This window comes from Nocardia sp. NPDC052001 (genome assembly GCF_040680615.1).
In the GTDB taxonomy this organism is placed as follows: Bacteria; Actinomycetota; Actinomycetes; order Mycobacteriales; family Mycobacteriaceae; genus Nocardia.
In genome coordinates this window covers 64190-88331 of record NZ_JBFAXC010000009.1, presented here as the reverse complement: position 1 = coordinate 88331, position 24142 = coordinate 64190, and the positions used below count along the sequence as shown (strand labels likewise).

Genomic DNA, 24142 nt, shown 5'->3' with positions numbered 1-24142 from the left:
CGAGGTGAAAGTGAATTCGACTGTCATGGCAGGGTTTTGACGAACTCGGCGAGGGTTTGCGCGCTCGCGTCCGGCTTGCCGTTGTTCTGCACTCGCGCCGCGCCGATGACGTCCACGTGGCTGTAGCCCGGCAGGGTGACCACCTGAGCGGTCGGCGGCGGGGGCACAGCCAGGCTGGCGCCCAACTGCACGAACCCATCTCCGGCATACGCGATGTACCGCGGCTTGGTGTTGGCCATGTTGTGGTAGCGCAGATTGGTCATATCGCCGCCGCGCGCGCCGCCGAAACCGGCGCCGAGGTCGATGTACAGGCGTGCGGGGAAGTACGTCTCCCAGTACGCGTACGGTCCGCCGGTGCCGAGCTGCCGTGCCGCGTCACGGATGTCGGACGTCTCGTGATTCGGCGAGGTGTAGGGCACGCCCTGCACGTCGTCGTAGTTGCGCCAGGTGTACAGCACCGTGCGATCGGTAGGACGCACCCGCGTCTGCGAGCCGGCCACCGTGCGCAGGAATCCGCCCATCAGCGGCACCTGGGTGACCGAACCCGGTACCGGGAAGCTCTTCTCGCTCACCGGTCCACCGGAGAGTGCACCGACGCCCTGCTGGAACAGCGCGAAATTGCCCGAGTTGTTGTCGATGAACTCACCCAGCAGCGCGGTGTTGGTGAATCGGTAGTCGCGCATGGTGCCCGCCCCGTCCGCACCATTGGTGGCGAACGACCCCAGCGTCCCGGAGAACATGAAGTCCAGGGTGGCGTCGATATCCAGATCGTGCGGAAGATGCGCCAGCAGTTGACTTTCCGCGTCCGGCTCGAGGTGCGCGGCGAGCCCGGCCAGCCGGTAGATCATGAAGGTGCGCGCACCGACGACCGGAACCGAGACCAGCGCACGCGGCAGTACACCGGCGTTCGCGACGGCCTTCACCACATCGTTGGTGGGCCCGACGATGGCGTTGGTGAGGTCGTGCAGCAACGGGGTGTTCTGGATGGCGACCGGATCGGAGGAGATCATGGTGTCCTGCGCGGCGAACGCGGCGCACTGGTTGTAGCCGGCGTCACGGGTCGTGGCCGGATTACCGTCGAAGTCCCAGTCGCTGAAGAAGCCGGTCATCAAACCGCCGAGCGAGATACCGGTGCACACGTATTTCTGCTGGCGCACAACCTGATCGGGGATCTCGGCGAGCATGATCTCGTACTCGTCGCGGACAACCCGATCGGTGCCCATGAGGTCCAGCACCGCCAGATCCTGCGATTCCTTGAACCCGCCGAACACCTGGCCGTCGATCGGCTTGTGGTTGAAGTAGAAGTCGACCGCGTCCAGGTAGTTGCCGGTGCGCAGCGCGTAGTCGAATCCGGTGTTCTCATCGAGGCAGGAGCTGCGCCGCGCCAGCGCCCAGAACTCGACGTTCTGACCCAACGACCGGGCCGAGATGACGGTATTGGCCGCGACGCTGTCGTTGTTCACCGCGCCCCCGATGGCACCGGGCTGCTGGATGATCACCTTGTCCGCATCACTGGACTTCTCCGGTCCCCCGACCGGGCGGTAACGCAGATACCCGACGCGATCGCACGCGGCCGGGTGGGCCGGAGCGCCCGCGGGCAGCGGCAGCGAATAGGTGACATTGGAAATGATGAGACCATCACGGGTTTCGAGGATCTGCTCCTGACGATCGGTCGCGACACCGGCGGGAGCCGGTTCCTCGGCGCCGGCGGTCCCCACCGGCAGCGCGATCACGGTCGCGGTCGCGGCGACCGCGAGTGCGGCGAGCCGCTTGATATTCCCCGGAAGGTCGCGCTGCCTGCGCGGACCGTTAAGCCCAACCACGAGGTCGGCCCCTTTCATTACTTCGAATGTCGAGACGACCGGCACGCGAAACCGCTGACCACATCGTCGGAAACAGCACATCACCGGCAAACTGTGATCACCAGTGGCGGCATCGAGAAAAGCGCGGGCGCCAATTGTGCACATGCATGACCGTCTCGATATCGATCGCCAACCCGACAGCCCACGGTCCATCCTGCTGATGGGCTGTCGGTATCGAATCCCGCGCACCAAGCTCTGGAACCGAACTCCGGAGTTCCGCCGCGGTGGCCCGCGGCGTCACCGCACCGTCTCTCGCGAAAGCGTCAGCCGGTCCGAAGGACCCATTCCGCAGTCTGGTTCTCGGCGGGGAGCCGTTCGGCTCGTCGAAAGCGCTCGGCTACCGCGTTGAGATAGTCCAGCGATTCGGCGGACAATCCCACCGACGCAGACAGCAGCCGACGCAGACCACCGGCGGAGAGTCCGCTCACGATTTCGTCAGGTGTCGTTGGCGGAGCGCCGTATTGGTGGGTGAAGTACTCCGATGGCACCCCGAGCACTCGCCCGAGTGCTGTCAGCAGTTCCGGTGATGGTTGCCTACGGCGTCCGCTCCGCAGCTGAGACATGTACGCCAGGGAGATTCCCTGTCCATATTCGGCCAGGCGGGATACCAATTCGGTGCTGGTCATCCGCATCTGGTGATGCCCCTCCCAGCGGTCGACCGCGCCGTTGAGGCGGCGCATGAAGGTACCGTTCACCAGGCGAGCAAGTCGAGGCGTTCCTGCGGTGACAGCCCTCCCCATACGCCGAATCGCTGCTCGTGGCTCAAAGCGAAGTCCAAGCACTCCCCCCGCACGGTGCACTCCGCGCAGATCTGCTTGGCCGCGTACGCCGGATCATCCTTGTCCGGGAAGAAGAACTCCGGATCCGTCTGGGCACACACCGCACGCTCATGCGACGCGGTGATCCCGAGATCGTTCCGGCCACTGCGTGATTGCCGGTCCGCCGGTATCTGTCTCACCCATATCCCTCGATCCCTCATGAAGCCAGAGCTGCCCGGCTCCACAGCGAGCAGTTTGCCGATTCATAGCCAAGGTTGCTGCGTGACCCTCCGGACTGTCAACGTCAATTCACCGAAAATGGCCGCAATTTTTCGTCATACCAACAGTTTTCACTGCCGCCGGGACCTCTCGCCCTTCCGACCGCACCACTGCGAGGATTCGGTAACCGAACGTTTCACGTTCTGCACTTCCCCCACCGCCGACTCGAGGCGCCTGCACGACCGGATCACTCCTGACAGCCTGGCGCGTCGATGATTTATCAGCACTCCTTCGCCCCGAATCCCAACCGGGACCGCGTGTTCGCCCAAACCGATCAGATCCCGAATAGGTCATCGACCTCGCTGCCGCAGAACTTCCGCGGTACTGACACACGCACCAGTCCTGGACCGGCGCCAGCCACGCTCAGGAGGCCGTCCAATAGTCCATCGCGCCCTGCAGCACGGTCCGGAACAGCGCGAAGTCGACCGGTTTGTAGATGTAGCTGTCAGCCCCGGCGGCATAGCAGCGGTCGATGTCCTCGGCGGTGGTCGAGGAGGTGAACACCACCACGGTGAGGCCGGTCAGGTCGGCATCGGCCCGAATCTGTTGCAGCACACTCAATCCGCTGATGCCCGGCATGTTGAGGTCGAGGAATACCAGCCTCGGGCGCGGCTGAGTGTGGTCGCGCAGGCGGGTCAATGCGGATCCGCCGTCGGTCACGAATTCCAGGCGCAGGTGGGGATGTGAGGCGTGCAGGGCGCGTTCGATGGCCTCGCGATCCTCGTCGCTGTCCTCCACGAGCAGCACGGGGTGCTCGATCAGCTGATCAGTTCGGTCCATGCCGAGGCTCCGTTCTCCGCCGCGCCCGGTCCGGCCGGGGTGATGTCCAGGCGTGTCCACGCGGCGTCGCCGCAGACCCGCAGATGTACCGTGTCGATGCCCTCGGCCAGCCATTCCCGCACGCGATCCTCGAATTCCCTTGGTAGGGAACGATTCTCCGTACCGTGCCGCAGCGCGGAGACCGCCTCGACCGCGAGTGCGAGCGCGTCCGAGGTCGCGACACGGGCGTCGAAGGCGACCCGGCCGAGGTAGCGCAGGATCAGCACGGCCGCATCGTCGTGGATGCGGAATCGGCCGACCCCGTCGGTCAGGGCCCTGGCCAGTTCGGCGGGTGGCAGTTCACGCAGGCCGGTCAGCGTCGCGGCGAGTTCGGGTTCGAAGAACCGCCGGGCGTCGTCGCGCGCCTCGGACAGGCCGTCGGTGTAGAGCAGGATGCTGTCTCCGGGCCGCAACCGGACCGTGGTGGGTTTGAGGGACAGCTCGGGCAGATACCCGACGAGCTTGCCCGAGCAGTCGGCCTCCTCGACCGTCCCGTCGCGCCGCAGCACCAGCGGCCGGGGATGGCCCGCGGCGAAAAGCTCTGCCCGGCAATCGTTTCCGCCGTCCGAATCGACGCTCAGGCTCGCCACCGCCATGGTGAGGAAGCGGCTGATCTTCTCGTGCACCATCTTCGCGTTGAGCGCGTGCAATGCCTGTTCGACGCTGTGGCCTTCGGTGAGCAGCGTCTCCACGGTATGGCGAGCCAGTCCCGTCAGGGCCGCCGCGGCGGCGCCACGACCGCACACGTCGCCGATGAGGGCGTGCAGGCGAGCGTCGGGCGCGATGACCGCGCCGTAGAAGTCACCGCCGACCTCCAAGGTCCCCTCGGCAACCTGATAGGACGACGCGATGTCGATTCCGTCGACGACGGGCAGGGTGGCGGGAAGCAGATGCTGTTGCAGCAGCAGCATGTCGCGACGCTGCCGATCGTGCAGCGCGGCATTGTCCACAGCCAGCGCCGCGCGCCCGGCGAGGTTGTGCAGGAACTCCGCCGTTACGATTCGCGATGAGCCGTGCCGATGGAACACGCTCAACAGGCCCACCTCGCGGCCGTGCGCGCGCAGCACCATCGTGGCCATGGTGTCCAGGTTGGCGTCCTCGGGAAGAGCGGCGGGCCGCGGCAGCGCCGAGTCCTGTGCACCGGCCTGCTGCCCGTGCTCGGAAACGCTCCCCGCCCAACGGCCTTCACGCAGATACGCCGCCAGCCGCGATTCCCGGCGGGCATCGACGTGCGCCACCGCGACCGGCTCCATGCGGCCGTTGCGTTCGATGTGCACCGCCGCGCCATCGGCGATGGCGGGCACCACCATGCGCACGATGGCGCGCAGCGTGTCATCGATGTCGAGCGAGGAGCTCATCCGCAATGACGCCTCGGCTAGGATCGCATCCTGCACCTGACGCGTGACCCGCATCTCGCGCTCGGCCCGCCCGCTGTCGGCGGCCGCGGCGATATCGCGCACCTGCCGCAGCGCGCTGACGATGCCGGAGCCGATGGGCGCGGCGGTGATCACCCCGATCACCGCGCGGGTGCCGTCGGCCCGGCCGTAGGAGGCGAGTACGGCGTAATCGGCTGTGCCCGTAGTGAATCGGTCGCCGTCGTCCCCGGCCATGAGCTCGCGCAGCCGGTCCGGAGGCAGTTCGAGGAGTTCGGTGTCCGCGGCCGCGTCGAGCAGTCGCGCGGCCGATTCCGCTGCGAGCCGGTGCGTTCCGTCACCGTCCGCCCACAGCTGCGCCATGGCCTGCGGGCCGCCGATACTGAAGGCTGTTGCCACCTCCGGCCGATCCCGCAGACCGCTCAGCATCTCCGCGGTGGGGTCCGCGGACTCGGCCAGGGTCGACCACCATTCATGCAGTTGGGCCGACCACGGTAGCTGTTGCATACGACCTCGCGCTCCCTTCCGGGAGTCGGGGACGCCCGCCCCTACTGTAGGGTCCGCGACGAGATCGTGATCGTGCGGCTTGCGACCCGGGCCGCCTGCGCCGGGAGGTATGCCTGTGAATCGACCACCCGAGGACAGTGCTCCCGGCGACAACACCACCTGGCTGCCCGAGGAACGGGTGCGGCTGGCCGAGGCGGCGGCGGGGCCGAGTTTCGATCTGTCGATTTGCCTGAACGAGCCGATCCACCAACTCGGCGGCATCCAGTCCTATGGCGCGCTGCTCGCGCTGGACGACACCGGTGTCGTCACCGTCGCCAGCGCCAATTGCGCAGCGGTGCTGGGTGTTTCGCCCGACGACCTGGTGGGCTCGCCGATCGAGCCGGTGATCGGCGCGGACGGCATGGCCGCGGTGGAGTCGACGCTGGCCGCGCCCACCGGAGACCGCGGCGTGACGCTGCTGAGCGTTCAGGGCACCGAATTCGACGTCACCGTCTACCGCTCCGATCAGTATCGGGTCCTGGAATTCGAGCCCGCGTCCACGGGCCGCCCGTTCACCTTCTCGCGCTTCTATCCGAGCCTGCGCGCCACGTTGACCCGGCTGCAGAGCGGGCACGGCGTGCTCGATGTGTGCGCAACCGCGGTCGCCGAGATCCGAGCGCTGACCGGATACGACCGGGTCGTGGCCTACCGCTTCGAAGGACGCGACGGCCCCGGCGAGGTGATCGCGGAATCGGTGTCCGATCAGCTCGACCCGTGGCTCGGGCTGTGGTTTCCAGCCACCGACATTCCCCCGCAGGCGCGAAAACTCTATGAGCGCAACTGGATTCGGGTCATCGGCGACGTCGACGACGCGACCGCCGCGCTGATACCGCCGCTGCTGGCGCACACCGGGCGGCCCTTGGATCTGTCGGATTCCACCCTGCGCACGGTATCGGGCTTCCATCTCGAGTATCTGCGCAATATCGACGTGGCCTCCTCGATGTCGGTGTCACTGTTGCGCGAGGGCCAGCTGTGGGGGCTCATCGCCTGCCACGGGCTGGCTCCGCGGCGGCTCTCGCCCGAGATCCGCGCAGCCTGTGAGCTTTTCGGTGTCATGCTGTCGCTGCAATTGGCGGCGTTGCAGGACGCGGAATCCGCGCAGGCCCGCCAGCGCGCCCGCCAGGCCCTGTCCCGCTTGGTCACCGCTCTCGACGCCGATATCACCGCCTCGGTGACCGGCAACGGGCGGCTACTCGGCGAGCTGGTCGACGCCGACGCGGTAGCCCTGTACATCGACGGGGAGACGATGCTGGTGACGGGTTCGCACGAGCTGATCACGGACGCGGAGCTGGCCGTGTTGCGCCGGCATCTGCCCTCACTGGACGCTGGAAGAGTATGGAGCAGCGACTTTCTCGGCGAGCAGGCTCCGGAACTGGAGGCGCTGGCACCGGCGGTCTGCGGCGCGCTCGCACTCGGGGTGAGCGGCTCGGAGGACCTCATCGTCTGGCTGCGCAGCGAACGGCACACCGCGCGCACCTGGGCGACGGATCCGGCGGCGCCCGTGCGCCTGGGCCCGCACGGTGAACGGCTCACTCCGCGTGGCTCGTCCGCGGTGTACCGGGCGATCGTGCGCGGGCACAGTCTGCCGTGGACCACGGCCGATGTGGCCGTGGCCGAAGAGTTCGGGCATGCGGTCACCGAGGTGATGGCACGCCAGAGCGCCCGGCTGGCCGCGCTCAACACCGAGCTGAGCCGGGTCAATAATGACTTGCACACCTTCGCCCATGTCGCCGCGCACGAGCTCAAGGAACCCCTGCGCGGGATCGCGAACTCGGCGACATTCATCACGGAGGACGTCGCCGACACCCTGGACCCGGTCACCGTGCGCCGACTCGACACCATCCGCGGACTCGCCAAACGCATGGATGAGCTGATCAACTCGCTGCTGCATTTCGCGCAGCTCGGCCGCGCCGAGCTGCATCGCGAAGAGATCGATCTGCGCCAGGCGACCGAACGGGCCCTCGAAATCGCCGGAGCCAGGCTCGACGAGCAACACGTCACGCTGACACTGCCCGAGCCGGGCATCACGCTGAGCGCCGACCCGGACCGCCTCCAGGAAGTGTTGATCAACCTGCTCGTCAACGCCGCCAAGTACGCGCGCGAGGAGCAGCCGCGCGAGGTCGCCGTGGGTGCGGTCACTCAGAGTTCGGGCGGTTACGCCTTTTTCGTCGCCGATAACGGCATCGGGATTCCCGGCACCGATCAGCAGGACGCGCTGCGGCTGTTCCGGCGGCTGCATCCGCGCGGCACACACGGCGGCGGGCACGGTGCGGGCCTGGCTATCGTGGACCGCATCGTCAACCGCCATGGCGGCAGGCTTTGGCTGGACTCCACCCCGGGGGCAGGCACCACGGTGTGGTTCACCCTCACCGCAGAGCCTGACCAGGGCTTATCGCACCAAGAGCGCCCTTAGACGCGGACAGGACTGAGCCGCACGAGCCATCCGGATATGCTGACGGGCACGGCGATTGAGCAAACAGTCGGCCGCATTGTCTCCGGCACTCGGTTTAAGAGCCGGAGACCCGGGCACCCCAGCAATCATGTGCCGGCCCGCATGATTCGTGCGGCCCAGTGGGTTCTGGCCCGCGGATATGTGCAGAGAGGTGTGTTTTTGTGCGCTTGACGGATCAACAGCGTGGGTTCGATGTGGACGTGGTGTCGATCGGCTCCGCCGTGGTGGTGGTCGCCACCGGTGAAGTGGATATCGCCACCGCCCCGCACCTGCACGAGGCTCTCGAGCACGCCCGCGCGCAATACGCCGGAGATCTCGTGATCGATCTCTCCCGAGTCGAATTCTTCGACTCCACCGGAGTGAACGTGCTGCTCACAGCAGCCAAGACCTCCGCCACCCCGCTCCGACTCGTACCCTCCTACCCGGTACGACGCCCCCTCGAAGCCACCGGGCTGACAACGGTTTTCGAGTTGTACGACTCCCTGGACGACGCGACGGCCGCCGGGCAGGCTTGACCACTCGATCCCAGATAGGCTTTTTCACCGACCACGAGGACAAGATGGACGACTCTGATCACGGCACGCGAAGGTTCGATATCGAATTCCGTGCCGTCAACGAGGAACTACAACGAGTACGCCACGCCCTGCGAAACTGGCTGCGCGACATCATCACCGACGAGCGCCGCGCCTACGACGTGCTGCTCGCCGTCAGCGAAGCCTGCACCAACTCCGTCGAACACGGCCATCGCGGTGACGGCCGTAACCTACGGCTGCACGCCGTCGCCGACCACGAACAGGTCCGCATCACCGTCATCGACGGTGGCACCTGGCGCGTGCACCAGTCCCCGCCCACGACCGTCCGCGGCCTCGGCCTACACCTGATGCGCGCACTGGTCCCCGAGGTACAGGTCCGCACCGACGACAACGGCACCGTGGTGGAATTCGCCGCACCGATCCCTGCCTGAATCCGGTGGCCGACAGCCACATTCGGGTACATCGCCCACGTGCCACTGCTGAAACGAAGCAGGGCACGCCCGCGTCGGCGCCCGGTCCCGGGATCGGCGGCGGGGAGCCTCAGCCCACAGGTTCACGCTCGCGCAGCCGGTGACGGCCTACCGTCGGCGCGACGAGCACGGGAAGCTCGCACGTCGGTGCGCCGAGGACATCGCGCAGGTAGAGGCAGAATGTGTCGATCGTGCCGTAGCGGGCCAAGATCTGACCCACCAGCGCCCGTACCCCGGCATCGAGCACCGGTTCGTTCATCACCGACCTCCTGAGACTGCCCCGCTCGCGATCGCGTCCGGGGAAAGTGAGACGAGCAGATCGAGCACGTGATGCCCAGCCAGCGCGTGCGCAAACCTCGAGCATCTCGGTTTGTCGTACTGATATCTCAACCAGACCGCCATATTGATTGCCATTAGTTTGCTTATTGGGCTCGGTGTACGTAGAAATTGGTGCTGCAATGGGCGTGGCAATGGTTCACCGTCGATCGAACTCAGGTGTACGGGCTGGATATCGATCTGGTTACCCCACTGCGAGCAACTGGCCTTCGACGGTATTCTCCGTGAATTCCAGTTTGTAAAGCCACTTTTCGGGGTCCGACTCACCACTGAGACAGGGGCGTGCCGATGGTTGTTTCAACTCGAGCAATGACGCGCGGGGAGCGCGCCGCACGAAACGCGACCGACGAAAAGTCGCGTTCCGATGCACACAAAGCGATAACTGTAGGATTGCTCGCTCTGGTTCCTGTGGGGTTTGCGTTCGGCCCGGTGGCCGCGATGGTCATGATCGGTGGACACGCGGGAATGTCGAGTCTGGACGCGGCATTGGTCGCCGGCGCGGTGACGGTTTCACTCGTACTGGGCGTGATGTCAGCCGGACTCTTCGCGTCGGCACGTCACCGGAGTCGGGGCAGGAGGGTCTGACGCGAGCGCGGCCGCTGGGTGACATCACCGTCAGCCCGGCGGGTACGCACCCCTGCCCGCTTTCCCATAACCGGGCACTCCCCCTCCGGCCGGTGCCCACAATCGAGAGCAGTGCTCTTGACAATGCTCGCGCCAAAGGAGAGCATTGCTCTTGTTACGGAACATCGATCACACGGAGCTAGTCATGACCCTGTTTTACACCGGACCGTCCACCGCCGACCTGCACGAGAACTACGCCAAGCAGGGCCTGCTGGACGACAACGCCCCGGTGCGCTCATCGTCTACCGTCGTGATCGATGCCCCGGTCAGCATCGTGTGGCAACTGCTCACCGATATGCGGAATTGGCCCGAGTGGCGTTCAGACGCCCGCGTGCTCGAGCTCGGCGAGCTGCGGGTGGACGCGCCCTTCCGCTGGAAGCTGCATGGCAGCACCATCAAGGCTGTCTTCGCCACCGTTGTCCCCGAACGCGAACTGGCTTGGACCGGAGTTTCCATGGGCTGCATGAAGGCAGTCGACCGCATGCGGCTCAGCCCACTGGGCGAACACCGCACCGAGATCACCATGGAAGAATCCCTCGCCGGTCCGCTGCTCACTCTCTTCTTCAGCTCCGAGAAGCTGCGCGCCGGGCACGACGCCATGCTGCAGATGCTCAAGACCGCCGCCGAATCCCGGGTGCGCGTCTAGTCCCGCCTCGAACAACTCACGCACCTCGTCGGGAACGATGACGAACGTCCAGGCGCTTACCCAGGCGTACGCCTCGGGCGCTGACTTCCGGCCGTTTAGGCCGGGTGGCAGGAACATCTCGTCCAGCTCATAGGGCCTCGATGGTGTCGCGGTGCCGTGCGAGGCTGACGGCCGAATGCCCCGAGGCGCTCCGGGAAATGTCACCGTGCTGCTACTCAGCTTGTGGGCTGATAGATGACGCCGGACAGGGTCACGTCCGGCCTACCCGTTTGATGGTGGCAACTATGTCCGCGCGGCGGGCTCCCGACAGCTTCGTCATCGGTTAGCCTTTCCCGCTGAGCGCGCCACAGCTGCCAGGAACCGTTTCGGGTTCCCCGAACGCGTATCGCACTTTGTCAGTCGCTCAAGAGACTTCGAATGGTTCCGTAGTCGCAAAGCCGCCCGCAAAGCCGCCATTGAGAGACGACGAGGTGAACAAGTGAAGGTCCGTCCGATACGTTTCCTCGCCGTTCTGGCCACCACCGCCGCGCTCGCTCTGCCCTCGACTGCGGTAGCCGTCGCCGACCCCGTCGACCCCGCGCCGGGCACCGTCGTGAGCACCGGACCGCTGCCCTCGGTTGCCGAGGTGCCAGGTGCGGCCAAGAGCGAGCGGATTACCTATTGGACCCGCACCAATAACGACACACCTGCCCAGTCGACAGGCGCGATCTTCCTTCCGACGGGTAACCCCCCGGCGGGTGGCTGGCCGGTGGTGTCCTGGGAACACGGCACCGTCGGCTTGGCCGATCACTGCCAGCCCTCGGCCGCCGGGCGAATACAGCGCGACACCGACTATCTGGCGCATTGGCTCGGTCAGGGATACGCGATCGTGGCCACCGATTACCTGAGCGTCGACGGGGTGCAGCCCTACCTCGACGGGCGCGCCGAGGCCCACTCCGGTATCGACATGGTCCGCGCGGCCCGCAGTATCGAGCCATCGCTGTCCTCGACATGGGTCGCGATCGGGCAATCCCAGGGCGGTGGCGCGGCAGTATGGACGGCGTCGATGGCGACCCGCTATGCCCCCGAACTGGACTACCGGGGCGCGGTGGCGACCGGGCCGGCCAGCCACGTCGTAGAGGAGATGACCCTGGCCACCAGCACCGTCGCACCCACCATCGCCAACCCGCACACCAACGTCTACCCAGCCTTCGTCCTCGCCGCGCTGCACTCCGCGCGTCCGGACTTCGACCCTGATTACTACCTCACCCCTCTGGGTATGGACGTCGTGCGCGCCGCGAGCACGGTGTGCCTGGAGAACCTGGTCGAAGTGCACCCGGGCGCCACCATCAAGGACCTGTTCGCTCGCCCGCTCAGCGACGGCAACTTCGGCGAAATCGGCCACCAGGTCTTCGATGTGCCGGTCACCGGCTACGACCGGCCACTGTTCATCGGCCAAGGGCTGGCCGACACCGACGTGATAGCTCCGGGCACCATCGCGCTCATCGCCGAACTCGAAGCCCACGGTTTCCACCCCGAGGCGCACTTCTATCCCGGCAAGGACCACAGCGCTACCGTGAACGGCTCGCTGCCCGACAGCACACCCTTCGTCGCCCGCCTGTTTTCCTGAGCCACGTACTCGCCTGACCGCTCGTCTTCTTCCGGACTCTCGGTAGGCCGGCCAGTCCGGTCAGCGTGCCGTGCGGCAAATAGCGCTCGCAGCAAGTGAGTAGTTTCGCGGTGGGTGGATTCGTTCAGGGTCGGCAGGATCCAGGGTATGACCCAGAATTCCACTGCCGCGCAACAGATGTCCGGTCCACCTGTGCGGCGTTGGTGTGATGTGGCGGCGGGCTGGGCGCTGTTTCCGGTGGTGTGCGCGCTCGCGCTGTTCGCCGGCTACCTCACTGTCTTCTTCACCGTGGAAGACGACGACTGTGTGTACAAGGCGCAGATCTGCCACCCGCGCTATCTCGACTGGGCGGTGGGAGTCTCGTGGGGCGGCATCCTGTGCGCCGTCGTCGGTTCGCTGGTGATGCTGATCGTCTCGACGCTGAGTGGTCGCCGGGTGTGGATATGGCCGGTGCTGGCAATAGCGCTGATCATGTTCAGCCTATGCACCGGGCTCGCGCTCCTGGCACAGGTGGTGGAAAAGTAGCTCCTCGCTCTCGCGCTCAGCGAAAGCGGCAAGGGAACCGTGGCGATGCGCGACCTGCGGCACAATGTCGAACGGCAGCACCGTCCTCTCGTATTCCGTGGTGTCGGCGCGGATTTCGGGTAGTCCGACCATGCAGAGGCCAGCGTTAGGGAGATTCAGTCATGGACCAGGGATGGTTCGGTCACTACCGTCTCGAACGGCTTCTCGGCAGTGGCGGCATGGGGCAGGTCTGGCTTGCGCACAACACCGCGACCGATCGTGCTGTCGCACTGAAGGTCCTGCCCGCGGAGCTGGCAACGGACCAGCTCTACCGACAGCGATTCGACCGGGAAGCTCGTATCGCGGCACAGCTGCGGGGACCGCATTTGGTCACGATCCACACCTTCGGTGAGATCGACGGCCGACTGTTCATCGATATGGAGTACATCGACGGCATCGATGTCGCCACACTGCTGCGCGACAACGGGCCGATGAGCCCGGACGCGGCAGTGGACATCGTCGCGCAGATGGCCGCCGCGCTCGATGTGGTACATCGGGCCGGACTGATCCATCGCGATATCAAACCGGCCAATACCGTGGTCCACCCCACCGGTTTCGTCTACCTGATCGACTTCGGCACCGCGCACCACACCGGGCAGAGCGCGGTCACCGCTACCGGCCAGGTCATCGGAACGCTGCCATACATGGCACCGGAACGGTTCAGCGGCACCGCGGACTCGCGCTCGGACATCTACTCGCTGGCCTGCGTGCTCTACGAATGCCTCACGGGGATGCGGCCTTTCGGAGACTCCGAGCCCGCGTGTCAGATACATGATCATCTCAGCACGCAGCCGCCGCGCGCGGCGGTAGTGAATCCTCGAGTCCCGGCCGCGTTGGACGATGTCATTACGCGTGGAATGGCCAAAGACCCGAACCAACGCTATTCCAGTGCGGGTGCCTTCGCGCACGCCGCACGCGTGGCGATCGCAACACCCGCATCCAGCACCTCCGAATTCAACGCGACGAAGCCGCTCACGGTCGGAACGCCACACCCATCGGTGTCCGTCACCAAGACCGCGGCGCACAATCGTCGACTCGCGCCCGCGGCCCTGGTGGCCGTCGTCGCCGCGACAATCGCTGTGGCGGTATGGATTTCACAGCTGCTCGGTGCGGAGACCGGGAACGGCGGCACCTCCACCGAAGCAGTCTCGTCACTGACCTCGCGGCCGCCAGCCGCGACCCGCACGACCGCATCCATTCCTGTCGCAGGACAACGCTGCAATCCCGACACCGACCAACCTTCCACCGCGGCAGACGGCACGCTCCTCGAGTGCGTTGTCGCCAAAGGTCTTGGCGCACAATGGGTTCCATCAGATCACCGAGACAAGCCCGAGCATACGAAGACAGACAAACCGAATAAGAAGGACAAGTAGCACGTTTCTCAGCGGCGATCGAGCCCTCTACTGTGACCGACAACCCGGGTTCAGATACCCCGACTTCCCCTGCGGCGGTGGGCTTTCTGGTTGCTCGGAACTGATCGATCAACCGGCAGAATGAATCGCCCCGGGGTGTCGGGGGACTTCGGCCTCTGTGAAGGATGGGGTCGTGTCGAGTTCGAAGAAGTACCCGCAGGAGTTGCGTGAGCGGGCCGTGCGGATGTTCGCCGAGATCAAGGGTGAGCATGAGTCGGAGTGGGCGGCGATGAAAGCTTGCCGATCAGCCTCAATCCCACTGTCCCGCAACACTGAACAACCTCTCGCCTGCGACCGGCACAATCTCGGGTGGTGATGGCTCTGTGCTTCGGGATGCGGGGCATGATCAATCGCCAGGCAGCACCATCATTCACGCTGTGGCTCTGTCACCACCGCCGTACGATCCTTTGCTGGAAGCAGTGATGTGGCGGGAGGGTTCGATGGCAGGCCACGATGAAATCGAGCAGGCGTTGGCACGCCATCCAGAGATTCGCGCGAGTGCGGTGCTGAGTGTCCCCGCCGGTCGAGGCCAAGACAACGTGATCGCCTACGTCGAGACCGATAGCCTCAGCAGCGAGCAGATCCAGGGGTTCCTGAGCGACTCGGGACTTTCGGAGAGGGTTTTGCCTCAGGTCGTGGTCATGATGACCGCGCTGCCGCGCACGTTGCGCGGCAAAGTAGACCGTGAGGCACTTCCGCTACCGCCGATCCATTCCGCCGTACCCGCCGGCAAGGCAGGGCTTTCTCCCACGGATGGGCGCGTGGTCGGTGGCGTCATCTGCACTGCGATCATCGCCGTGTTCGCGCTTGCGTTCACCGGAACTCTGTGGCCCGGTTCGACGGACCTGGCCTTAGTGCCCACGCCGTGGTCGTGGTGGTTCCGGGGACTCTATGCCGCCGAGGTGATCTCATTCGGGGCCGGCGTCGCATTCGTGCTTTTGGCCTGGCCTGCGATGGCCAGTCTCCGACGCCCGTTCGGCCGGACCCTGCTCGCCTTCGTGGCGATCGCCTGGCTCCTGCTGGCCTGGTGGCCGCAGGATAATTTCTACCGGCTAACCGCCAAGAACGACTGGCCGCGGCAGGCAGCGCTGGTGTATGGCTTCAACGTAACCTTGATGCTCGCAGCGCTGGCGGTCGTCGCCTTCGTCGTCAGTGGACCACGTCGTCACTGAACCCGGTCGGATTCTGGGGAATCCGGGCGGATACGACCCGCCAAAGGTCGCTGTTGCGTCGATTGACCTCGGCCTCGGCGGCACCGATCGCCTCCAAGGATCGGCCGGCGAGCGCGATCCCGAGATAGGGCGCGGGATCGAAGGCGGCTGTTGGAATCGTGACCAGCAAGGTGACGCCCAGAGCCCGGCACGATTCGACGAGTCCGCCGACATGCGCGCGCAGCGCCGGGTCCGGCAGTCGGGCACCGATCCGAAGGCAGTCCAGCGTCCGAACGAAGTGCCGTCCACCGTGCAGCCTGTCCAAGGTGTTTCGTATGTGGAACGTCACGGCCGGTCCGGTCAACCGCAGATTGATTTCCATCGGTGCCAGCGCACCTGCTGCCGTGACGACGAAGTCGACGTCGAACCATCCCCTGTACCCCCACCCTGACAGCACTCGGCCCACCATCATCGCAAACCGCGAAGCCGTCCGGTCGAGATCCGGGGGCACGACGCCAGGACCGACAGTGGCTCCCATGTAGGCCGTCCCCGCCACATCCATTTCCGCCACGCCGACCGGATACACCCACCCCTGAGCGTCGATGACCGCGTCGAAAGTGACGTCACGGCCAGTCGAAACCCCGTCGATGTACTCCTCGACCAAAACCCCTGTCCTGGACCACTCCCGGAGCAGCCGGTACAACCCGGGCGTCTCGCGCGAGACGATCATCGTGCCGGATCCACCGGCTCCGTACTCGCGTTTGAGGACCACCCGCCCGCCCTCGGCCAATTCCTTGTGCAGTGCCCGCGCCGAGCGTAGCGATCGCTGTGCGGGCACGACGATCCCGCGACATTGTCCGGCGAGCTCATGAAAGAGAGCGTTCGCATGCCGCTTCGACTCGAAATGGTGGACCGCCCTGAGTAACTCGCAGTGCTGCGGCACCCAGGACGAGGTCCACCCCCAGGGCCGCACGCCCGGGCCGATACCGCGCTCAGCGGGTGTGCCCACCGCCAGCTCGTCCCAACCGAGCGTCTCGGCGACGTGTTCTCTCCACCAGTCGGCGACCGGCAATGGCAGTAGCACCTTGGCCGGTTCCGGTCCGCAAAATGCGGCCAGGCACGAGTAGTGGTCGGGCTCGGCCCGGACACCGGTGAACTGCCCATGGAACTCCGCCACGTTGCCCACCATCACCGGGCGTGTCCCGCCGTTCCAGGCTCTGACCCAAGATGGTTCCGGAGAGATCGGGTAAACCTGGAAGCCAACGAGATCAGCCGCATCGGCGACCTGGGACCGCTCGGCGCCCATTGCCCGATAAAACGGCACAGCGTGCCGATCCGCGGCGACATTCACAACAGTGAACCCGAGTATTCCGGCTCGGGTGAGCATGTGTTCGTAGAGCACCCGCCCAACACCACAGCGCAGCAGTTCGGGCTCGACGAAAAGCAGGCCGAACTCGCCCTCGGGAGGCTCGCCCTCCAGCGTGGCCACACCTACCGCGCGACCTTCGTACTCGGCGACCACTACACGCCGGACCAAGACCTCCTCGGGTCGAATACGCAATTGCTCACGCACTTGTGCGAGGAAGTCGTCACCGTAACCCCACACCGCCTTGGACCGCACCGTCAATTCACTGAGCAGCCCGGCCTCGTTCGGGCGCGCCGCCCGCACCACGAGCCCGCTGATCACCTCATCCATGCCGTGTCGACCATAGCTCTGCGGCGGGGCTGGTAGAGCACCTTCTGGAACCTTCACCATGATTCAACCAGCAAGCAGACCCTCTTCCGAACGGCGGCGTCTTGCATTGTGCCCCAGCTTGTTCGACGGAGGCGCAGAGCAGTCGCGCAGCTCGTCTCCCAGCAACAGATGCAATCCCTGGTACGCCACGCTGACCTGAACCGCGTCCTCCGCACCGCCGATCGATCAGGAACGCACAACATCATCGACACCCTCTCGCCCCAGAAGAACACTGAAATCGCAGCCACTAGAACGGACTCCGCATCCTCATTCGGCTCGTGTCTGCGCCGGACAACATCGTGCAATCGACATCAAGGTGCGTCGCTGGGGTTGAACTGCTCTGTGCCCGTTGATCTTCGGGCACGCCGCGTGGCCACTTCGAACACTGCGATACACGACATCTGCGGATATCAGCGGACCATCCGACCGTCGGATTCTCCGCGCCGCGCGGCCAGTGATGGTTGCGTGTTTGCACAAGAAGTCGGTGGCGTGCTCGACCAGTACGTGCGGATAGGACTGTGCACAGTCATCGACATCGGGTCGAATCGGCAACGCAATACTTGGTACTCGTTCGGCGTAGGGATCGATCCAGCCATAGCCTGGTAGTTCTTCACGGATCGGCGGTTCAGGGATCGGCGGCTCGTCTGGTGCTGGCTCGAACCGCAGGCCATCGAAACCTGCGGCAACGGGTGTAGCGAGAGCGGTATCGAACTGGGCCATATCCAGAAATGGCGGGACCATCTCAAGGCCGCGGCCGTGACCACCCCCGCTGAAGCCAAAGCGGCGTACAACAACCTGAACAACCTCCGGCTGGAATGCCGATCCTGCAACGCCAGCCACGACTGGGAGTAGACCGGGCAATTCGGTGACCGACCAGCATCATTGCGGGCCACGGCACTGATCGATCACCCTCGGATGCTCGCGCCGCTGGTGAGCGCTGTCCGCGAGGTTCGTTATTCACGTCGGCGGTCCGGTCATGGCGCTACGGAATTCGGGGGCCACGGGTGAGAGTGTGGTCCTACTCGGCGATATCCAGCTCCGCGGTCGAGGCGCCCAGATCGGTGGTTTCCCTGCGGAATTCGTCGACCAGTTGCCGCCGCTCGGTGTCGTCGATCCACGCGGCGTCCAGCACCGTAAGCGCAGCGCGCTGGGCGTCGTCGAGGGTCCAACCGAAAGCGGTTGCCGCGCCGTGGTATTCGCGGCCGATGTCGGTGCCGAACATGGGCGGGTCGTCGGAGTTGATGGAGAGGGGCAGCCCTGCGGCGGCCATCGCGACGATCGGGGAGGCCACGCCGATCCGATCCGGATGAAACCACGCGCAGGTGGACCAGCAGGTGGCAAAGTGCACCCCCGACGCCAGCGCATGGGCCAGTGCCACCGGATCATCGATGATCGCGTAGCCGTGGTCGATACGCTCGCAGCCCAGCACCTCGATGGATTCGGTGACCTGCCGGGCCTGCGCGATCTCCCCCGCGTGCGCGGTGCGGCGCAGCCCGGCGGCCCTCGCCCGCGCATAGACGCCGGCGAATTTGACGGGCGGCCCGAGCACATCATTGTGATCGAGACCGATGCCCACCACCTCATCCACCCGATGCGCGATGACCGCCTCGACGAGATCGCCTGCGACACTGGCGGATTGCTCGCGATTGATGGCGGGGATCAGCCGCCCGATCACGCCGTGATCGACCTGGGCCGCCCGCAGACCGTCGAGCACTCCGGCGAGCAGCCGGGGGTATGGCAGGTCCGGGTGGTTGGTGGGATTGACGAAAAGCTCGCGGTAGCGCAGGTTTGCGGCGATCGCGGCGTCGGCCTGGGCGGCGTAGGCCACCTCGGCGAAGTCGGCGGCGGTGACAATGGACGCGCACACCGCCCGATAGACGGTCAGGAACTGCGGCAGATCGGCGAACCGATACAGCTGTTGCGCGTCATAGGTCGGCAACCGTACGCCATTGCGGCGCGCGAGCATGATCGCCGTCTCGGCCGGAACCGCACCCTCGAGGTGACAGTGCAACTCCGCCTTGGGAAGTCGCCGCAGCAACGACTCGTCGATCATTCGCTCAGCGCGGCGCGCAGCCGGTCCGCCTCGCGTCCGGCTCCGGTATTCAATGCCAGCTCCCGCGAACCGGCGATCTTCTGGGTCAGATGCGCGGCCACGGTGATGGGCGCGTAGCGGGCCGGGCTCGTGCAGCCGGGCAGTGTGTCGATGACCGCGTCGTAATTGCCGTCGTGGAAGTAGGCCGCGGAACGGCGACGGTAGAGGCGGCCGTCCTCGCCGATCGGCGCGAGCACACGATGCAGAGTGGAGATCCAGCGGTCGTTGGTCCAACGCGCAAGCAGGTCACCGAGATTGACCAGCAGGGCGCCCGGCGCGGGCGTCACATCGTGCCACACGCCGTCGGTGTCCAGGATCTGCAGCCCACGGACCGCGTCCGCCCACAAAATGGTGAGGATGCCGTAGTCCGTATGCGCTCCCATGCCCAGTTGACCCGGCTCGACGACCGCGTCGTTTGGGGGCAGCTGATAGTTGTTCATTCGGAACACATCCATGGTGTGGTCCTGGTACGGCGCGAAGAACTCCTCGGGCAGTCCTAGGGCGACCGCGAAGATCCGGGTCATGGTGCGGGCGACCTGCGCGGCGTGGGTGAACCAGTCCTCGATCTGCGCGCGCAGCCGCTGCTGTCCCGCCGGCCAGATGTTGGCCGGGTAATGCTCTGGCGGCAAGGCGATGTCGGGAAAGTCAGCGGCCTGTACGCCGATGTTGAACGCCTCGAACAGATCATCCGGCGAGTAGACGCCGAGGCTGTAGCTCAAGCGCTCGGTCTTGGGAGCGGTGTATCCGCGATTGACGCCCGCCGGTGCGATGCACGCTCGCTTCTGCGCCATCGGCAGACCGAACAGGGTGTCCATCGCCTCGACCAGGCCGGCGCACACCTGCTCGGGAATGCCGTGGCCGACGATCTGCATGAATCCGACTTCCGTTGCGGCGCTGTCGATGTGGTCCGCAATACGGGCGCGCTCGGCGGCGTCACCGTCGCCGAATCCGGAGATGTCGATGATCGGAACCTGCAGGGCGCCGTCGATCGATTGCGCTGAACTCATGAGGTAGCTCCCTCGGGAATGGGGCCTCGACCCCGAACGGGTCGCATGACTACTCCCTCAAGATAATTGACACTTATATCGCGCGCAAACGGTGGCGCTACCCCCTCGGCGTGCGGGACACCGTGAGCACCAGGTGCACCGGCTGATCGTCGACCAGCAGCCAACGGTGTCGCACCGCACCGGGATGGTGGATGAGATCCCCCGCCTCCAGCTGCCAGGAACCGACCCCGTCCAGTTGCACCTCGAGGGCGCCCGCAATGAGGTACAGCGCCATCTCGCCCTCGGATTCGAACCACTCCTGCAGGTACTGACCCGGTTGGATGTGATACTCGATGACCTCGAGCGCCTGGCTCGACTGCGAGACCAGAATGCGGCCCACCGCCGCGTCCGGACGGTCGGTGACCGGCAGCAACGCGCCTTCGCCCGCACGAACCACCGTCACCTGCGCCGCGGCGGTCGGCGGCAGCAGATCACCCGGCACCACACCGAGCGCGGTGGCCAGCCGGTAGATCGTCGACATCGAGGGCGCGCTCACCCCGTTCTCGAGCTGACTCAGGAACGGCTGACTGACCTCCACCCGCTGGGCGAGCTCCCGCATCGACATCCCGGCCTTCTCCCGCTGTGAGCGCAGTCGGCGCCCGATCATCCGGTTGAGTTCGGCCTCGTCTCGTAACACGTCCCTTACACGCCTCTCATCGACGGCAACAATCCACTCATATCTTCATAAGTGTCACTTATCAGCGTGGCGCACTGTCCGAGCGCTACGCGAACCTTCCCAGGAGTTGCCGTGAGCCTCACCGCGCCCACAGCCCCCACCCAGCTCGATCCGCCCGCTCCCTCGTGGATCGAGAAGCGAGGTATCGACCATATCCCCGCCACCGAACGCACCGGATCCGTGCGCAGTCTGATGCTCACCTGGGCAGGCTGCGTCCTGAACGTCACCACCCTGACCTACGGTGCGCTGCTCATCGCCTTCGGGCTCAATATCTGGCAGGCCCTGGGGGCCATCGCGCTGGGCAATCTCACCTGGCTCGTCACCGGCCTGCTCAGCCTGCCCGGGCCGGCCACCGGCTCGACCGCCTTCATCGGCAGCCGAGCCGCGTTCGGGCGCAATGGAAATCGGCTACCCGCGATCTTCAACTGGCTCATGCAGGTCGGCTACGAGACAGTGGACCTGAGCATCATGGTGCTGAGCGCGAAGGTGCTGCTGGCCAAGGCGGGCCTGCCCATCGGCAACGGTTCGACCGCGGTGATCCTGCTCGTCATGGCGCTGCTGCAGAGTCTGCTCCCGATCATCGGCCATGCCGCCATCACCCGGGCGCTGCGCGTGCTGGCGATTCCGTTCGTGGTGCTGTTCGCGGTCATGGCCGGACTCACCGCGCACACCCTCGGTTCGGCGCCGGTCACCGCCCCTGCCTCATGGCAGGTGTTCCTGGCCGGAATCGCCTTGTCCGCCTCGGCATCTGGGCTCGGCTGGACCGCGAACGCCTCCGACTACTCGCGGTATCTGCCCGCGCAGACCAGCCGCATTCGGATCGTGCTCGGTGTCGCGCTCGGCGGCGGTATTCCACAAATCGCGCTCATGGCCTTGGGCGCCCTGGTGGCCACCCTGGTCCCGACCGCCAGTGATCCGATCAGCGGACTGCCCACCGCGTTTCCGGCCTGGTTCCTGGTGCCCTACCTGCTCGCGGTCATCGTGCAGATGATCGCGGTCAATGCCTTCGACCTGTACTCGTCCGGGGTAACACTGCAGGCCATCGGGCTGAAAGTGTCTCGCTGGCAAGCCATCGCACTCGACGCGGTGGTCGCGACCGTGCTGGCCGCGTTCATCGTGTACTCGGCATCGTTCAATACCGTCGTCACCTCGTTCCTGCTCTTCATGATCATCTGGTTCGCGCCGTGGGCAGCCATCTACAGCGTGGATTTCCTGCTGCGCCGCGGCCGATACGACATCGAATCGGTGGTCGAGCCCCGCGGCGGGCGATATCACCGACCGCGAGGGCTGCATTCACCCGGTCTCATCGCACAATTCGCGGGAATGGCCGCCGCGGCACTGTGCATCGACACCAGCATCTGGACCGGACCGGTGGCCGCCGCACTGGGCGGAGCAGATCTGTCCGTCCCGGCCGGCGCACTGATCGGCGGCCTCGTGTACTTCCTGCTCGCCCGCACAACCGTTCCCGCCGAACACAACTCGTAAGGAATCGCCATGACCGAAGCATTGCCCCTGCTCGATCTCACGCCCTGGTACGAAGGCCCGGCCGAATCCCTCGACCGTCTCCTCTCCGACATCGACCGCTGCCTCACCGAATCCGGCTTCCTGCTCATCACCGGACATCGGGTACCACCCGAATTGCGTTCTCGCACCAGAGAAGTCGCTCGCCGCTTCTTTCACCTGCCCGACTCGGAGAAAGAGCAGGTGGCCGCCGCGAACTATCGCGGCTGGGTACGCAATGGCGACGAAGCCACCGGACTCGCCTCCGGCGAGGACCATCTGCCCGATGTGAAGGAGAGCTTCAACATCGGACGCGAGCCCTACGGCCCCTACGCGGATCAACCGCGCAACCTGTGGCCCGCCGACCCGGAATTCCGTTCCGTCATGACCGAATACGCGACCGAACTGCTACGCCTGGGCGACGATCTACTGCGCCTCTTCGCCCGCACCCTCGGGTTGCAGGAGCACTACCTGACCGCGCTCGCCGCCCACCCACCGAGCCAGCTGACCCTCAACTGGTACCCCTCGATCGAACGCATCGGCACGCCCGAGCCCGACCGCTTCCGCATCGGCCCGCATACCGACTACGGCTGCGTCACCATCCTCGATCGTGAACCGGGCGTGGCCGGCCTGCAAATCTGCACCCTCGACGGCCGCTGGATCGACGCACCCTCCTACCCGGACGCGTACACCATCAATATCGGCGACCTCCTCGAACGTCTCACCGGCAACCGATGGCGCTCGACTCGGCACCGCGTCCTCCCGCCGGACCCGGCCGCCGCATCCGAGGAACTCCTGTCGATGGCGTTCTTCCACGAGCTCAGCACCGACGCCCGCGTCGACACCCTCGCACCCCCATACGGCGGCGGCACCGGCTATCCACCGGTCATCGCCGGCGAATATGTGGAGCAGAAACTGAACTCGGTCATCGTCGCGACCCGGTAATAACTCGTCCGCACCAACCCTTTCCGGTTGGCGAGGCCCCAGTAGCCTTGTCCCAGTACGCGGGAGAGGGAATGAGCGGCATGGACAACGAATCGGGCTCACCTCGCCCGCCCTATCGGGCGAGGTACCTCGCGGTCATCGCTGTCGCGATCATCGCGGTGATCGCGGTGTCCGTCGACGCGCCGGGTCGGATCAGCCGGGCATTGAGTGGCACATCGCGCGAGGACCTGTTCTCCTCGCCGCGGCTGGACTCGGAACTGGACGTGGTGCGCACCCAACTCGGCGGGCTGCCGATGCGGCGAGTCGATGTCACCTCCAACCTCATCTCCGTCGAGGCCGTCGCCGCCGACGGCCTGCTTCACCTCTACTGGGTACGCGACGGCGAGGTGCAGGACATGGACTCGATCACCGACCTGCATGCGGGCGAGACCGCGTTCGCCGCGGCGGATCTGTCGGGACCACGGATGCGCGCGGCGGTGTCCGATGTCCGCGGTCTCGGTAAGCCTGGCGAGATCGAGCTGGTCTCCTACATTTTCCGCCCGCAGCATCCGCTGTCGGTGGCTGTGTGGATCCGGCATGACCCGGTGAGCTCGGTGCTGCACTTCGATCCGCAGGGCGCGTCCACCGTGCTGCGCGAGGAGTCGATCGAGACCGACGAGCACACCTCGTCGTTCGGCGGCTGCTGGTGTTGAGCCGGCGCACAGTGTCCTGGAC

At 65.9% G+C, this 24142-nt stretch carries 23 protein-coding genes; 13 read left to right on the top strand and 10 right to left on the bottom strand.

What is annotated here, in order from left to right:
* Positions 1 to 23: 23 nt before the first annotated feature.
* The 5 genes from AB0L82_RS33245 to AB0L82_RS33225 form a co-directional block, all read right to left on the bottom strand.
* Positions 24 to 1823, bottom strand: coding sequence for a hypothetical protein (locus AB0L82_RS33245; protein WP_364645450.1), 1800 nt, complete (start codon positions 1821 to 1823; stop codon positions 24 to 26).
* Between the two features lie 302 nt (positions 1824 to 2125).
* Complete coding sequence (locus AB0L82_RS33240) at positions 2126 to 2557, bottom strand: helix-turn-helix transcriptional regulator (protein WP_364645447.1); 432 nt, start codon at positions 2555 to 2557, stop codon at positions 2126 to 2128.
* Positions 2554 to 2820 (bottom strand): WhiB family transcriptional regulator, encoded by a 267-nt coding sequence (locus AB0L82_RS33235; protein WP_364645444.1) that lies wholly within the window; start codon positions 2818 to 2820, stop codon positions 2554 to 2556. Before AB0L82_RS33235 ends, AB0L82_RS33240 begins: the two co-directional genes overlap by 4 nt.
* Before the next feature lie 442 nt (positions 2821 to 3262).
* On the bottom strand, positions 3263 to 3679 hold the full coding sequence (locus AB0L82_RS33230; protein WP_364645441.1) for a response regulator: 417 nt from the start codon (positions 3677 to 3679) through the stop codon (positions 3263 to 3265).
* Positions 3658 to 5598 carry a SpoIIE family protein phosphatase gene (locus tag AB0L82_RS33225; RefSeq protein ID WP_364645438.1) on the bottom strand — a complete coding sequence of 647 codons (1941 nt, stop codon included), beginning with the start codon at positions 5596 to 5598 and terminating at the stop codon, positions 3658 to 3660. The genes AB0L82_RS33230 and AB0L82_RS33225 overlap by 22 nt, the downstream gene beginning before the upstream one ends.
* 115 nt (positions 5599 to 5713) lie before the next feature.
* On the opposite strand from AB0L82_RS33225, the gene AB0L82_RS33220 reads away from it, so the two are divergent.
* The 3 genes from AB0L82_RS33220 (at position 5714) to AB0L82_RS33210 (ending at position 9053) form a co-directional block, all read left to right on the top strand.
* The gene (locus tag AB0L82_RS33220; protein ID WP_364645435.1) at positions 5714 to 8050 is read left to right on the top strand and encodes an ATP-binding protein; all 2337 of its coding nucleotides are present in this window, start codon (positions 5714 to 5716) and stop codon (positions 8048 to 8050) included.
* Between the two features lie 200 nt (positions 8051 to 8250).
* Positions 8251 to 8604 carry an STAS domain-containing protein gene (locus AB0L82_RS33215; RefSeq protein ID WP_364645432.1) on the top strand — a complete coding sequence of 118 codons (354 nt, stop codon included), beginning with the start codon at positions 8251 to 8253 and terminating at the stop codon, positions 8602 to 8604.
* A gap of 44 nt (positions 8605 to 8648) precedes the next feature.
* Positions 8649 to 9053 carry an ATP-binding protein gene (locus AB0L82_RS33210; protein ID WP_364645429.1) on the top strand — a complete coding sequence of 135 codons (405 nt, stop codon included), beginning with the start codon at positions 8649 to 8651 and terminating at the stop codon, positions 9051 to 9053.
* A 109-nt stretch (positions 9054 to 9162) separates the two neighbouring features.
* Here the strand turns inward: AB0L82_RS33210 and AB0L82_RS33205 are convergent, their stop codons facing one another.
* Positions 9163 to 9351: a hypothetical protein gene (locus tag AB0L82_RS33205; RefSeq protein WP_364645426.1), complete on the bottom strand. Its 189-nt coding sequence runs from the start codon at positions 9349 to 9351 to the stop codon at positions 9163 to 9165.
* 846 nt (positions 9352 to 10197) lie between these two features.
* On the opposite strand from AB0L82_RS33205, the gene AB0L82_RS33200 reads away from it, so the two are divergent.
* The 6 genes from AB0L82_RS33200 to AB0L82_RS33175 all read left to right on the top strand — a co-directional run bounded on the left by AB0L82_RS33200 (position 10198) and on the right by AB0L82_RS33175 (position 15455).
* Positions 10198 to 10698 (top strand): SRPBCC domain-containing protein, encoded by a 501-nt coding sequence (locus tag AB0L82_RS33200; protein ID WP_364645423.1) that lies wholly within the window; start codon positions 10198 to 10200, stop codon positions 10696 to 10698.
* Positions 10699 to 11176: 478 nt separating this feature from the next.
* Positions 11177 to 12307: a lipase family protein gene (locus AB0L82_RS33195; RefSeq protein ID WP_364645420.1), complete on the top strand. Its 1131-nt coding sequence runs from the start codon at positions 11177 to 11179 to the stop codon at positions 12305 to 12307.
* A 147-nt stretch (positions 12308 to 12454) separates the two neighbouring features.
* Positions 12455 to 12832: a hypothetical protein gene (locus AB0L82_RS33190; RefSeq protein ID WP_364645417.1), complete on the top strand. Its 378-nt coding sequence runs from the start codon at positions 12455 to 12457 to the stop codon at positions 12830 to 12832.
* Between the two features lie 161 nt (positions 12833 to 12993).
* A complete protein-coding gene (locus AB0L82_RS33185; RefSeq protein ID WP_364645414.1) occupies positions 12994 to 14244 on the top strand; it encodes a serine/threonine-protein kinase in 1251 nt (416 codons plus the stop codon).
* A 172-nt stretch (positions 14245 to 14416) separates the two neighbouring features.
* The gene (locus AB0L82_RS33180; protein ID WP_364645981.1) at positions 14417 to 14599 is read left to right on the top strand and encodes a hypothetical protein; all 183 of its coding nucleotides are present in this window, start codon (positions 14417 to 14419) and stop codon (positions 14597 to 14599) included.
* Positions 14600 to 14660: 61 nt separating this feature from the next.
* Positions 14661 to 15455, top strand: coding sequence for a hypothetical protein (locus AB0L82_RS33175; protein WP_364645411.1), 795 nt, complete (start codon positions 14661 to 14663; stop codon positions 15453 to 15455).
* Here the strand turns inward: AB0L82_RS33175 and AB0L82_RS33170 are convergent.
* On the bottom strand, positions 15433 to 17190 hold the full coding sequence (locus AB0L82_RS33170; RefSeq protein WP_364645408.1) for a GNAT family N-acetyltransferase: 1758 nt from the start codon (positions 17188 to 17190) through the stop codon (positions 15433 to 15435). The two genes, AB0L82_RS33175 and AB0L82_RS33170, sit on opposite strands and share 23 nt — an antisense overlap.
* Positions 17191 to 17925: 735 nt before the next feature.
* On the opposite strand from AB0L82_RS33170, the gene AB0L82_RS33165 reads away from it, so the two are divergent.
* The gene (locus tag AB0L82_RS33165) at positions 17926 to 18021 is read left to right on the top strand and encodes a GH-E family nuclease (RefSeq protein ID WP_364645405.1); all 96 of its coding nucleotides are present in this window, start codon (positions 17926 to 17928) and stop codon (positions 18019 to 18021) included.
* 166 nt (positions 18022 to 18187) lie between these two features.
* Here AB0L82_RS33165 and add read toward each other — a convergent pair whose 3' ends face one another.
* The 3 genes from add to AB0L82_RS33150 form a co-directional block, all read right to left on the bottom strand.
* A complete protein-coding gene (gene add / locus AB0L82_RS33160; RefSeq protein ID WP_364645402.1) occupies positions 18188 to 19222 on the bottom strand; it encodes an adenosine deaminase in 1035 nt (344 codons plus the stop codon).
* The gene (locus tag AB0L82_RS33155; protein ID WP_364645398.1) at positions 19219 to 20268 is read right to left on the bottom strand and encodes a 2-oxoglutarate and iron-dependent oxygenase domain-containing protein; all 1050 of its coding nucleotides are present in this window, start codon (positions 20266 to 20268) and stop codon (positions 19219 to 19221) included. Before AB0L82_RS33155 ends, add begins: the two co-directional genes overlap by 4 nt.
* 97 nt (positions 20269 to 20365) lie before the next feature.
* Positions 20366 to 20944 (bottom strand): XRE family transcriptional regulator, encoded by a 579-nt coding sequence (locus tag AB0L82_RS33150; protein WP_364645395.1) that lies wholly within the window; start codon positions 20942 to 20944, stop codon positions 20366 to 20368.
* Between the two features lie 111 nt (positions 20945 to 21055).
* Between AB0L82_RS33150 and AB0L82_RS33145 the strand changes: the two genes are divergently transcribed.
* The 3 genes from AB0L82_RS33145 to AB0L82_RS33135 all read left to right on the top strand — a co-directional run bounded on the left by AB0L82_RS33145 (position 21056) and on the right by AB0L82_RS33135 (position 24120).
* A complete protein-coding gene (locus AB0L82_RS33145) occupies positions 21056 to 22468 on the top strand; it encodes a cytosine permease (protein ID WP_364645392.1) in 1413 nt (470 codons plus the stop codon).
* A gap of 9 nt (positions 22469 to 22477) precedes the next feature.
* On the top strand, positions 22478 to 23428 hold the full coding sequence (locus tag AB0L82_RS33140) for a 2-oxoglutarate and iron-dependent oxygenase domain-containing protein (RefSeq protein ID WP_364645389.1): 951 nt from the start codon (positions 22478 to 22480) through the stop codon (positions 23426 to 23428).
* An 80-nt stretch (positions 23429 to 23508) separates the two neighbouring features.
* Positions 23509 to 24120 (top strand): hypothetical protein, encoded by a 612-nt coding sequence (locus AB0L82_RS33135; protein WP_364645386.1) that lies wholly within the window; start codon positions 23509 to 23511, stop codon positions 24118 to 24120.
* Positions 24121 to 24142 lie beyond the last annotated feature (22 nt).